Consider the following 11,789-nt stretch of genomic DNA (forward strand, 5'->3'; position numbering starts at 1 on the left):
CCGAAAAATGTGCAAGGAATGGAGTATCCCGTGACAATCGAGCGGTTAGAGCCCTCACTGAAGTCTTACCCGTGGGGCTCGCGTTCCCTGTTCGCGAACTTGCGTGGCCTGCCGGCCCCCGCCCCGAAACCCGAAGCGGAACTGTGGTTCGGGGCGCACACCGCAGCGCCGTCGACAGTGAAGGGACGCAACCTCGACGACATCATTGCCTCCGACCCGCAAGCTGCTCTCGGCGCACGGGTCGCAAAAGATTTCGGCGCAGCCCTGCCTTTCCTGCTTAAGCTCTTAGCCGCCGGTGAGCCTTTAAGCATCCAGGCCCACCCCTCGAAACTGCAGGCGGAGGAAGGTTATGCGCGCGAAAATTCCCTGGGTATTGACCTTGCCAGCCCGGAGCGAAACTACCGCGATGCGAACCACAAACCGGAGCTGATGGTTGCGTTAACCGAGTTCCACGCCCTTGCGGGTTTCCGTCCCTGCGAACGCATACGCGAGCTTTTCGACGCCCTCGCCTGCCCAGCCTTAGAACGCTACCAATCCCTGATCAGCCCCGAAGGCGATGAAGAAAGCCTGCGTGCCCTGTTTACTACCTGGATTGCGCTTCCGCCGAACACCCGCACTGAACTCATCTTAGAGCTGAGCGAATGTGCGCTCACGCTTGCTGACGACCCAACCTGGCTCGGCCAAACCGCCCGCAACTTCCTTGCCCTTGCCGAACAGTATCCACACGACAGTGGCACCCTCGTATCGCTGTTGTTAAATCACGTGGTGATGCAGCCAGGCGAAGCGATCTTTCTCGCCGCCGGACAGCTTCACGCTTACCTGCGTGGCCTGGGGGTAGAAATCATGGCTAACTCGGATAATGTCCTGCGCGGCGGATTGACCACCAAACACGTCGATGTGCCTGAACTCTTGCGTATCCTCCGTTTCAAGGCTCTCGATTCTGCCTACGTTGACGTCAGCCACGATGGCCCTGAAACTATTTACGCCGTGGCGTGCGAGGACTTCCGCCTGAGCCGCTTCGACATGGAGGCGGGCCAGTTTTTAAACATCACTCATGACGGCCCGGCGATCATCCTCGCTACTGAAGGCGAATCGTGTGTCTCCGACGCCACGACGAAGCTTGACATCACACCCGGCCAAGCAGTGTGGGTCCCTGCAGGCGATGCCTTGAGCATTAAAGCCGCCGGTGAGGGCAGCCAATTCTTCCTCGCCCGGGCCTAAGCGATGGGGTTGCGGGACACCTGGTGCGGCTAGAGGGAGATACGGCCGAGGAGACGTTCCCACCAAGGCGCGTTGATCGAGCCTGGGGTGGCTTGCTGGTTGGTGCCCGGTTGCGGCTGCGGGGTCTCCGCAATGGGAGTGCTTGGGATCGTGGAAGGTGGCTCCTGGGGAGGCGTCGCGGGCAGTACCGGCGGAATCGTTGGGGCGGTAGGTTCGGTTGGCTGGCCCACCTCTCCAGTCTCGGAGGGTAGCTCCGGTGGTGTGGAGGTGGGTTCCTCGCCTTCTTCGGGGCCGATCTGCGCGGTGGCTTCCTCGGGGGCCATAGAGGTTGGTATCACGTTGGTGGGGCGGTAGACCTGCGTAGGCGTGATGGGTTGCGGATCCTCGTTGACCACAGCGTTAGGGGGCAGCAGCGGATCATGGGAGAGATCGCGCGGCGGCGCGGCCACCGGCTGATCGGCGCCTGGCTCCACCACGTCAACGTCAAGGCCGGAGGCCACGTGAGAGGTGTGCGCTGGGGAGGAGGTCGACGGCGCGGCCGGAGAGGAACTCATCTCTCGCGCGCTGGATCTCATGGCAGGGTTTTTGCTGACCAAGGAGGGTTCCTGTGCCTGAAAGCCAGCTCCTTCGGGAGAGGTGGGCGGGGAAAGTTGCCACACAGCTAAGCCGGTAAGGATGGCGACGAGAAAACCGGAAGCCATGAATGTCGCAACTCGGTTGCGGGGCTCATTCATGCTGCTCTCCTTCGCCTTATTCACGGCCGCATCTCGTAGGTCACAACTGTATAACAGGACAATCGCTTTGTATAGCACAGACCTTGAGCACGTGAGGGGCGTCACTATCAAAGCTTTTCGAGGTGGCGAGTAGTGCTTCGACCGGACGGGGCCGGGATTTTCGCGCTAAAGTTTCCGGCAAGTACGTAAATAAGAAATAAGAGATGTCAAACATAGCCGCGATCTTGAAGGAGCACCTCATGAGCACCTGGGACAGCTTGATTTTCTCCACGGAAGCCAACGCTGAGTTTCTCGACGAGCTTTCAGAACTCGACACTGAGGAGATCGTCGAGGGCGTGCGCGACGCCGTCTTCCTCGCTTCGGGCGTCTCCGTCAGTAATGATGAGCTTGACAATGGCCGAGCAGCGGCGACTTTGGTTGCGATCTGGGTGGGAGCACCCTTCAGCGCCGGCGAGATCGCCGACAACTACACCTTCATTCGTGGCGGCTTTTCGGGTGTCGACGAAAAGCTGTCCGAGGCGGCTGCCGCACTGCTCGAAAACGTTGACACCGAAGCAGACATCGACCAATTCATCGAGGCTTTGTCCTAGACTTCGCCCCGTGATTATTGCAGTAGAAGGCATCGACGGCGCAGGAAAAAACACCCTGGTTGTGGCACTGCGCGACGCCCTCGGCGCCGACACGTTATCTTTTCCGCGCTACGGCCAATCCGTCCACGCCGACATCGCCCGCGACGCCTTGCACGGCAAGATGGGGGATCTCGCGGACTCCGCCTACGGCATGGCGACCATCTTCGCGCTCGATCGCGCGGGGGCAAAAGAACTCCTCGAACTCTACGTCAACGACGCAAAACGCTTACTCATCTTGGACCGTTACGTCGCGTCGAACGCGGCTTACACGGTCGCGCGCACGGGCGAAGGCTCGGCGGCGCAGTGGGTCCACGACCTTGAGTTTGAACGCCTTGGCCTGCCGGTGCCGGACCTGCATGTACTGGTGGACACCCCGCCAGATGAGGCGCGGCGGCGAGCTGAACGTCGAGAAGCAAGCGATGCCTCCCGCACCCGCGACCGCTACGAACGCAACCAGCGGCTGCAGCACGACACTTTCGCCGCTTACGTCGAGCTCGCGGAAGCAGGCTGGGGGAGTCGGTGGGTGCGCGCCAACGAGCCACAAACTATCATTCAGACAGTTGCCACAATCTGAAGTGTGCAACTTTGCATAGTTAAGGAGCAGCGATGTTGCCGAAGATTCTGGTGGTCGATGACGACCCAGCCATCAACGAGATGTTAACCATTGTGCTGGAGTCCGAAGGGTTCGAAACGCTGCCGGTAATGGACGGGGCCGAGGCCATCGGCGCCTTCCGTGAATACGGCCCCGACCTGATCCTGCTTGACCTCATGCTGCCCGGAATGAACGGCGTGGACATCTGCCGAGAGATCCGCAAGGAATCAGCGTTGCCGATAGTCATGCTCACCGCAAAAACCGACACCGTCGACGTCGTACTTGGGTTGGAGTCGGGAGCGGACGATTACATAACAAAACCCTTCAAACCTAAAGAGCTCATTGCCCGTATCCGTGCCCGTCTGCGCCGCACCGACGAAGAACCCGCGGAGGTGCTCAACGTCGGTGACCTCACCATCGATGTTCCGCAGCACATGGTCACCCGCGGCGGAAAGGAAATCCAGCTCACCCCCCTTGAGTTCGATCTCCTGCTGGAGATGGCACGAAAGCCCAACCAAGTCCACTCCCGCGAGGAACTGCTAGAGACCGTCTGGGGCTACCGCAATGCCTCAGACACACGCTTAGTCAACGTCCACGTGCAGCGTTTGCGCTCGAAGATTGAAAAGGACCCGGAAAACCCGGAGATCATCCTGACGGTGCGTGGCGTGGGCTACAAGACGGGCAAGACGGAGGCGTAGACCTCTGAAAACCTATCCGCTGCGCCAACTCAGGGAGCGCATCGCCGAAAACTGGCGTACTTCCCTGCAGGTCCGCTTCGTCGGGTCAGTGCTCATTGTTTCGACGGCCGTGATGTTCGTGCTTGGCTTCGCGCTGGCATCTGTAGTGACCCAGCGCATCACCGCCACAAAAATCGACCTGGCCTCCGCCGAAGTAGACCGAGCCCGCAGTGTGGTGGAAGAACAGATCGACAGCTCCGGGACATCGACATCAACTCAGACGCGGCTTAACGCCGCACGCACCGCAGTGGCACAGCGCTCCCAACAAAACACAGACGCCACCGCCGTCTACGAGCCGGTGCTCCTGATTCAAGGCGAGGGTGGGCCAGTTATGTCCTCGCCGGAGGGCTTTATCATCCCGCGTCGGCTGCAGAACTTCGTGTCCGAGGGCAACGTCGCCTACCAATTCGCCTCCGTCGACCGGGCCGACGGCTCCACCTACAACGCCTTGATCATCGGCACACCCACCAGCGCGGAAATCCCGGACCTTCAGCTTTACCTGGTGATGAATATGGAAAGCGAAACGGCGACGCTGGCGCTGTTGCAGGGCCTGCTCGCCACCGCCTCCATCGTGGTGGTTGTTTTGCTGGTGGGCATCGCGTGGTTGGCTTCCCAGCAGATCGTTGCACCGGTGCGCTCCGCCTCGCGCACCGCGGAGCGTTTCGCTGCCGGGTATTTGCGCGAGCGCATGGCTGTCGACGGCGAAGACGAAATGGCTCGCCTGGCTATGTCCTTCAACAACATGGCGGATAAGATCTCTCGCCAGATCAATCAGTTGGAGGAATACGGCGACCTGCAGCGCCAATTTACCTCAGACGTTTCCCATGAGCTGCGCACCCCGCTGACCACCGTGCGCATGGCAGCCGACATGATCGCTGCCGAGGAAGACAGCCTCGAAGGCCACACCAAGCGTGCCTCGCAACTAATGACCCGCGAACTCGACCGCTTCGAAGAATTACTCGGCGACCTTTTGGAGATCTCCCGCCACGATGCGGGCGTGGCTGACCTGGCCACCGCAGAACTCGACGTGAGGACTCCGGTGCAGTCGGCGTGGCAGCAAACTGAGCACCTTGCAGAAGAACTCAACGTGGAGGTCACCTTCACCGTCCCGGAGGAACCGGTGATGATTAAGGGCGATGCCCGCCGCATTGAGCGTATCGTGAGAAACCTTTTGGCTAACGCTATCGACCACTCGGAGGGCAACCCGGTGGATGTCGCCCTGGCGAGCAATGAGGAAGCCGTTGCCATTACCGTCACAGACCACGGTGTCGGATTGAAGCCGGGCCAAGAAGACCTTGTGTTTAACCGCTTCTGGCGGGCGGACAAATCCCGCAAGCGCCACTCCGGGGGCACCGGGCTTGGTCTGGCCATCGCCCGGGAGGACGCCCAGCTCCACCGCGGAACCCTCGACGCTGTTGGAGTCCCTGACGTGGGTTCGCAGTTCCGGCTGGTTTTGCCGCGCGACCCCGACCGGGGCTATACCCAAGCCCCGGTCGAGCTTCAAGCCCCGGTCGAGCTCCAACCCCCGGTCGAGCTCCAACCCCCGGCAGCGCCGAAGCCGAAGGAGCCCTCCGATGTTTAGAAGTCTTTGCCGTATCGTGGCGCTTTCGTCCGTCCCGATGATCGGGTTCGCGGCATCGTGCGCGACGCTGCCGTCGAACACCGAGCCGCACGTGATCCGCAGCTTCCAGCCGCAGGAAACCCCCGCGCCGGTTATTGCCCCGAAGCCTGGCGCGGAGCCGGATTTGCTTCTGCGCGACTTCTTCGCCGCTTCTGCGGTGCCTACCTCTAACTACGAGGCGGCCCGCAGCTTCCTCACGGAGCAGGCGCGGGCGGCGTGGCAGCCGACGGATACCGCGATGATCGTCGATAGGCTCAGCATCAACACTGTCGCCGGGGGAACGGGTGTCAAGCGCAGCTTTAGTGTGCAGGGCAACGTCATCGGAGAGTTGCGCTCCGGCGGAGTGTTTACCCCGAACCGGGCGCTTTACGATTCCAAGGTGGAACTTGAGCAGGTAGACGGGGAGTGGCGTATCTCCTCGCTGCCCAACGGCATCGTCATGGAGCGCACCGAAATGCGCAACAAGTACCAGCCGCACAACCTTTACTTCTTCAACGTCCAAGGCGACGACCTTGTCTCGGATCGGCGCTGGGTTTACAACGAGCGTTCTTCGTTGGACAGTCAGCTCCTGACAATGCTTCTCGACGGCCCCTCCGAGCGCATCAAACCAGCCGTGCGCTTCGACATCCCGGGCGACGCCGCCTTTGTCGGTTTCAAGGACGGGGCGTATAACTTTTCCGGTTTCGGTTCCGTCGACGAGGAGGAGCGTCTGCGCTTTGCCGCCGAGGTGGTGTGGATGCTCTCCAGCGCCGGAACCTCCGGGCCCATCACGATCAAAGCGGACGGCGATCCGCTCATTGCCGGCATTGACAGCGTGAGCACCGACGATTTTGTCGACGTCAGCCCCGTGTCCGATCCGCTCGGAGAGGAGGAGACTTATGCGCTGTCCAACGGCAACCTGCTCCTTGTCAGCGGGGGAGAGGCCAAGCCGGTCGCCGGTAGATTGGGGGCCAGCGCAGACATCGCCTCGGCCGACATTGGCAGCAATGCGACCTATGCCGTGGTGCGCGGCAAGGAAGGCGAGCAACGCTTCGCCATCGGCGTGATCGGCGGCTTCAACCATGAGGTTGCCCGCGGCAAGAACTTCACCCGCCCAAGTTTCGAGGCGGACCCATCCGCGGTGTGGGTTGTCGCCGACGGCGAACGCATCGTGCGCACCGTGCGCTCCGCCGCGACCGGGGAAGTAGTCAGCAGCGAGGTCGACGCTGAACTGCCCGAGGGCACCGAGGGCTCCATCAGTGTGCTGCGCCTATCGCGCACCGGTGCGCGCGCCGCGCTCGTAGTCGATGGTCGCCTCTACACCGGGGTGGTAGACCAAGACGACGCAGGCAAACGCTCCATCGTCAACATCCTCGAGTACGCCTCCGATCTGGGAGGAAGCATCATTTCCGCCGAGTGGGGCCCCGACGGCTCGCTTGTGGTGGGCACCAGCAACGCCAGCTCACCGATCGTTCGAGTGGAACAGGACGGGTCGTCGACCACCACCTTGCCAAGCGGGAACCTCACCGCGCCAGTCGTGGCTGTGGCCGCCTCCTCAAATATGTATTACGCCACCGACGCCAACGGAACTCTCCAACTTCCTGTTTCTGGGGCGTCGGAAAGCCCCAACTGGCGTGAGGTGCCCGGTCTGCAAGGGGTGCGCTCTTTGCCAATCACCACGAATTAGGTGGAAAAGTGGTGCTGGAGCTGGTCTTGCCTAAGCGTTGCGGCGGATGCGGCGCGCCGGGGCAGCGCCTGTGCAGCAAGTGTCGGCTCACCCTGGCGCGCCCGCCTGCCAGGATGAGCCCGCCTACCCACCCACACGTGCCCGTGTTCGCATTTGGGCCCTATGCGGACGCACACCGCGGGGTGGTGTTGTCTATGAAGGAGCAGCGCAACCTTGCGCTGCGGGCAAAAATCGGGGCTGTGCTCGCGGCCGGAATAGAGTACCTGCAAGTCCGCGGCGACATCCCGCCCGGTGTCGTGCTGGTGCCTGCGCCGACGCGCGCCGCGGCGGCGCGTTCGCGCGGGGGAGATCCCGTGGAGGCGTTTTGTCGGGCTTCGGGGTATCCGGTGTGGCCGGGGCTTAGTTTAGCGCCGCGCACTACGGACCAGTCGACGTTGACCGCGCAGGAGCGCCGCGCCAACCTCGCCGGCAACGTGTTGGTTAAGACGCGCACACCGGTGCCTTCTGGGCCACTAATTGTGGTGGATGATGTGGTCACTACGGGGGCGACGCTTCAGGTGAGCGTCGAAAAGCTTTTGGCTTGCGGCGGCGATGTCGTGGCCTGCCTCGCATTGTGCGCGGCATAGTGAGAGTAATTGCAGCCTACTGTTCCGAATGGTTATGACCATTTGTATAGTGGGCAGTAGTTGCAGATGCGACGACTCCAGTTCCTACTACTCAAGGGAGGACGCAGATGACCTCTGCAGACAGCAACGCAGTCCTGAGCCCGGCCGCCCAGGTCACCATCACCGGACGAAACGTTGAAGTCCCTGAGCACTTCCAGGACCGCGTCAACACCAAGCTCGCCAAGATCGAGAAACTTGACCCGACCCTGACTTTCTTCCACGTGGAGCTGCTCCACGAGCCGAACCCCCGCCGTGAGGCGCAGGCCCAGCGTATCCAGATCACCGCGACCGGCAAGGGCCACCTCGCCCGCGCCGAAGCGCGCGAGGACAGTTTCTACGCTGCGCTGGAATCCGCAGTGGGCAAGCTGGAGCGTTCCCTGCGCAAGGTGAAGGTGCGCCGCGAGATTTCCCGCTCCGGCCACCGCGCCCCGAAATCCACCGGCGAGATTGCCGCCGAACTTGAGGCTGAGGCACGCGAGGCACGGGCCAGGGAAGTCGAGGAGCAAGATGCTGATCCTTACGCGGCCCTCGTCGAGGACTTCCAGCCAGGCCAGGTTGTGCGCCGCAAGGAGCACCCCGCTACCCCGATGAGCGTGGATGACGCCCTCTCCGAGATGGAGTTGGTCGGCCACGACTTCTACCTCTTTATTGATGAGGAAACCCAACGTCCGTCCGTAGTGTATCGCCGTCATGCTTATGACTACGGCCTCATTGCCTTGGCGCATGAGGACAGCGCCAGCGAGAAATAATCCGCTGCGCCACCCAAGCCGCCCAGCTACCTGGGCGGCTTTTGTAATGCAATAGTACGCCCACGTAGTCTGTGCTAGAACTTCACGGGCGTACAATTAAATTTTGACATTCATTCGATTCCACTGAACGAAGGACACAACGCACGTGTTTGGACTCTCAAAGCTGCTCCGTGCCGGTGAAGGCCGGACTGTGAAGCGTCTTGGCAAAATCGCAGACCAGGTCATCGCTCTTGAGGACGAGTACGCCTCTTTGAGCGACGACGAGCTCAAGGCGAAGACCGCGGAATTTAAAGAGCAGCTTGCCGACGGTGCCTCCCTCGACGACATCCTCGTCGACGCCTTCGCCACCGCCCGTGAAGCCTCATGGCGCGTGTTGGGGCAGAAGCACTACAAGGTCCAGATCATGGGTGGTGCGGCCCTGCACTTCGGCTCCGTCGCTGAGATGAAAACCGGCGAGGGCAAAACCCTGACGTCTGTTCTTCCCGCCTACCTCAACGGCATGGGTGGCAAGGGTGTGCACATCGTTACCGTCAACGACTACTTGGCCAAGCGTGACGCTGAGATGATGGGCCGTGTGCACCACTTCCTCGGCCTGGAGGTCGGCGTTATTCTCTCTGATCTGCGCCCGCCGCAGCGCAAGTTGGCGTACGCCGCCGACATCACCTACGGCACCAACAACGAGCTGGGCTTCGACTACTTGCGTGACAACATGACCCGCTCGATCAGCGACATGGTGCAGCGTGGCCACAGCTTCGCCATTGTCGACGAGGTCGACTCTATCCTTATCGACGAGGCCCGAACTCCGTTGATCATTTCCGGGCCGGTGGACGGCTCCAGCCAGTTCTACACCGTCTTTGCCCAGCTAGCGCCCCGCATGCGCGAGGGCATCCACTACGAGGTGGATCGCCGCAAGCGCACCATCGGTGTCAGTGAGGAAGGCGTGGAATATGTCGAGGACCAGCTCGGCATTGACAATCTCTACGCCCCGGAGCACTCCCAGTTGGTCAGCTACCTCAACAACTCTTTGAAGGCGAAAGAGCTTTTTGAGCGAGACAAGGACTACATCATCCGCCAAGGTGAGGTGCTTATTGTTGACAGTTTCACCGGGCGTGTGTTGGCAGGGCGCCGCTACAACGAAGGTATGCACCAGGCCATTGAGGCTAAGGAAAACGTGGAGATCAAAAGCGAAAACCAGACTCTCGCCACGGTCACACTGCAAAACTACTTCCGCCTTTACGACAAGCTTGCCGGGATGACGGGTACTGCCGAGACTGAGGCTGCTGAGCTACACCAAATTTACGGCCTCGATGTGGTGGCGATCCCGCCGAACCGACCGAACCAGCGCGTTGACCGCGATGACCTCATTTATAAAACTCAAGAGGCGAAGTTTGCGGCGGTCGCCGAAGACATTGCGGAGCACGTGGAGAAGGGCCAGCCGGTCCTCGTGGGCACGACCTCGGTGGAGCGTTCCGAGTACCTGTCTCAGCTACTGACCCGTAAGGGAATCAAGCACAATGTGCTCAATGCGAAGTACCACGAGGAGGAAGGCCGCATCATCGCGGAGGCGGGCCTGCCCGGCAAGGTCACCGTTTCGACGAACATGGCTGGCCGTGGTACCGATATTGTGCTCGGCGGCAACCCGGAAGTTTTGCTCGACGCGAAGCTGAAAAGCCAGGGTTTGGATCCCTTTGAAAATGAGGAGGAGTACCAGGAGGCGTGGAACGCGCAGTTGCCGCAGGCGAAGGAGAAGTCGAAGAAGCTGGGTGATCAGGTCCGCGAAAGTGGCGGCCTCTACGTTATTGGTACCGAGCGCCACGAGTCTCGCCGCATCGACAACCAGCTTCGTGGACGTTCCGGCCGCCAGGGTGATCCCGGTGAGACTCGTTTTTATCTGTCCATGCGCGATGATTTGATGGTGCGTTTCGTCGGTCAGTCGATGGAGAACATGATGAATCGTCTCAATGTGCCGGATGATGTGCCGATTGAGGCGAAGATGGTGACCAACTCCATTAAGGGTGCGCAGGCGCAGGTGGAGAACCAGAACTTTGAGATGCGCAAGAACGTGTTGAAGTACGACGAGGTGCTAAACGAACAGCGCAAGGTGGTCTACCGTGAGCGCCAGGAAATCCTCGACTCCAAAGACATCAAGGACCAGGTTCGTCGCATGATCACAGACACGGTGGGGGCTTATGCCGACGGCGCCACTGCTGAAGGTTATGTGGAGGATTGGGACTTAGACGAGCTGTGGAACGCGCTCGATTCGCTTTACGGCCCGACCATTTCAGCGCAGGAGCTTATCGACGGCGACCAGTTCGGCCGCTCCGGCGAGCTTTCGGCCGCTGAGTTGCGCGAAGCGCTCATCGACGACGCGCAGAAGCAGTACGATCAGCTTGAGGAAAATGTCTCTGCTATCGGCGGCGAGGCTCAGATGCGCAACATGGAACGGATGGTGATTTTGCCGATTATTGACACCAAGTGGCGCGAGCACCTCTACGAGATGGACTACCTCAAGGAGGGCATCGGCCTACGCGCCATGGCGCAGCGCGACCCGCTGGTGGAGTACCAGAAGGAAGGCGGCGACATGTTCCAGGCCATGAACGAGGCTGTGCAGGAGGAGACTGTGCGCCAACTATTCATGATGCGCCGCCAGTTCGAGCAGCCGCAGGAGACGTCGGAGAGCGGCTCAACTAGCGCCTAAACCCGCTAGAGCACTCGGAAAGAAACGAGGGTCTTACCGACGATGCGTGCGGCGAAAGCGTAGCGTCGCGACCCAACGAGGACGGTGCCGAAAAACTCCCCGCCCTCGCGCGCATGGCAGCTCAACACACGTACCTGTCCGGTGGCGGCGTTGGTCTTTCTCCTGGCGTTGATGTGGCTGCGCACGCCGGGGGAGTACAAAGCGGCGCGTAGCGCTTTGGCCTCGCGCATACCGAAGGCGGCGTCGAGCGCGACTTTGACCAAAGGTGGCGCGTGGCGTGCTGGAACTCGTGCGGGTCGGGTGGCGGGCACCACGGAAATATCGGGCCACTTCGGACGGCTCGGGATGAGCACCTTGATGTGCTGGTGTCCGGGAACTGGGTAGTACATGGAAAAGTTTCCTCCACGGAAGGCTTGTTTGGAGGGGACGGACGCTGGTTGGGGTAGGTAGTATTGTGTCACTCGCGAGTGCTGTCGT

At 61.1% G+C, this 11,789-nt stretch carries 11 protein-coding genes; 9 read left to right on the forward strand and 2 right to left on the reverse strand.

The window, feature by feature from the left end:
- The first annotated feature begins 36 nt into the window (after nucleotides 1–36).
- Nucleotides 37–1,221, forward strand: a complete 1,185-nt coding sequence (gene manA / locus VLL26_RS00280) for a mannose-6-phosphate isomerase, class I (protein ID WP_342320212.1) — start codon at nucleotides 37–39, stop codon at nucleotides 1,219–1,221.
- Between the two features lie 29 nt (nucleotides 1,222–1,250).
- Here manA and VLL26_RS00285 read toward each other — a convergent pair whose 3' ends face one another.
- A complete protein-coding gene (locus VLL26_RS00285; protein ID WP_342319164.1) occupies nucleotides 1,251–1,955 on the reverse strand; it encodes a hypothetical protein in 705 nt (234 codons plus the stop codon).
- A gap of 239 nt (nucleotides 1,956–2,194) precedes the next feature.
- Between VLL26_RS00285 and VLL26_RS00290 the strand changes: the two genes are divergently transcribed.
- The 8 genes from VLL26_RS00290 to secA all read left to right on the forward strand — a co-directional run bounded on the left by VLL26_RS00290 (nucleotide 2,195) and on the right by secA (nucleotide 11,312).
- Nucleotides 2,195–2,545 carry a hypothetical protein gene (locus tag VLL26_RS00290; protein ID WP_342319165.1) on the forward strand — a complete coding sequence of 117 codons (351 nt, stop codon included), beginning with the start codon at nucleotides 2,195–2,197 and terminating at the stop codon, nucleotides 2,543–2,545.
- 10 nt (nucleotides 2,546–2,555) lie between these two features.
- Entirely contained in the window at nucleotides 2,556–3,158 is a 603-nt protein-coding gene (locus VLL26_RS00295; RefSeq protein ID WP_342319166.1) for a dTMP kinase, read from the forward strand.
- Nucleotides 3,159–3,190: 32 nt separating this feature from the next.
- Nucleotides 3,191–3,874 (forward strand): MtrAB system response regulator MtrA, encoded by a 684-nt coding sequence (gene mtrA, locus VLL26_RS00300; protein WP_342319167.1) that lies wholly within the window; start codon nucleotides 3,191–3,193, stop codon nucleotides 3,872–3,874.
- Between the two features lie 112 nt (nucleotides 3,875–3,986).
- Entirely contained in the window at nucleotides 3,987–5,495 is a 1,509-nt protein-coding gene (gene mtrB / locus VLL26_RS00305) for an MtrAB system histidine kinase MtrB (protein ID WP_425292325.1), read from the forward strand.
- The gene (locus VLL26_RS00310; RefSeq protein WP_342319168.1) at nucleotides 5,488–7,200 is read left to right on the forward strand and encodes an LpqB family beta-propeller domain-containing protein; all 1,713 of its coding nucleotides are present in this window, start codon (nucleotides 5,488–5,490) and stop codon (nucleotides 7,198–7,200) included. The genes mtrB and VLL26_RS00310 overlap by 8 nt, the downstream gene beginning before the upstream one ends.
- A gap of 137 nt (nucleotides 7,201–7,337) precedes the next feature.
- Nucleotides 7,338–7,826, forward strand: a complete 489-nt coding sequence (locus tag VLL26_RS00315) for a ComF family protein (RefSeq protein WP_342319169.1) — start codon at nucleotides 7,338–7,340, stop codon at nucleotides 7,824–7,826.
- 107 nt (nucleotides 7,827–7,933) lie between these two features.
- A complete protein-coding gene (gene hpf, locus VLL26_RS00320; RefSeq protein WP_342319170.1) occupies nucleotides 7,934–8,614 on the forward strand; it encodes a ribosome hibernation-promoting factor, HPF/YfiA family in 681 nt (226 codons plus the stop codon).
- A gap of 145 nt (nucleotides 8,615–8,759) precedes the next feature.
- Nucleotides 8,760–11,312: a preprotein translocase subunit SecA gene (secA, locus tag VLL26_RS00325; RefSeq protein WP_342319171.1), complete on the forward strand. Its 2,553-nt coding sequence runs from the start codon at nucleotides 8,760–8,762 to the stop codon at nucleotides 11,310–11,312.
- Nucleotides 11,313–11,317: 5 nt separating this feature from the next.
- Here the strand turns inward: secA and VLL26_RS00330 are convergent, their stop codons facing one another.
- Nucleotides 11,318–11,701 (reverse strand): hypothetical protein, encoded by a 384-nt coding sequence (locus tag VLL26_RS00330; protein ID WP_342319172.1) that lies wholly within the window; start codon nucleotides 11,699–11,701, stop codon nucleotides 11,318–11,320.
- Nucleotides 11,702–11,789 lie beyond the last annotated feature (88 nt).

The organism is Corynebacterium sp. BD556 (genome assembly GCF_038452275.1).
GTDB lineage: Bacteria > Actinomycetota > Actinomycetes > Mycobacteriales > Mycobacteriaceae > Corynebacterium > Corynebacterium mayonis.

Excerpts from the sequence above, each read along its gene's own strand:
- VLL26_RS00290 (WP_342319165.1), top strand. The coding sequence starts at position 2,195 with ATGAGCACCTGGGACAGCTTGATTTTCTCCACGGAAGCCAACGCTGAG.
- VLL26_RS00310 (WP_342319168.1), top strand. The coding sequence starts at position 5,488 with ATGTTTAGAAGTCTTTGCCGTATCGTGGCGCTTTCGTCCGTCCCGATG.
- mtrA (WP_342319167.1), top strand. The coding sequence starts at position 3,191 with ATGTTGCCGAAGATTCTGGTGGTCGATGACGACCCAGCCATCAACGAG.
- VLL26_RS00330 (WP_342319172.1), bottom strand. The coding sequence starts at position 11,701 with ATGTACTACCCAGTTCCCGGACACCAGCACATCAAGGTGCTCATCCCG.
- mtrB (WP_425292325.1), top strand. The coding sequence starts at position 3,987 with ATGTTCGTGCTTGGCTTCGCGCTGGCATCTGTAGTGACCCAGCGCATC.
- VLL26_RS00285 (WP_342319164.1), bottom strand. The coding sequence starts at position 1,955 with ATGAATGAGCCCCGCAACCGAGTTGCGACATTCATGGCTTCCGGTTTT.
- hpf (WP_342319170.1), top strand. The coding sequence starts at position 7,934 with ATGACCTCTGCAGACAGCAACGCAGTCCTGAGCCCGGCCGCCCAGGTC.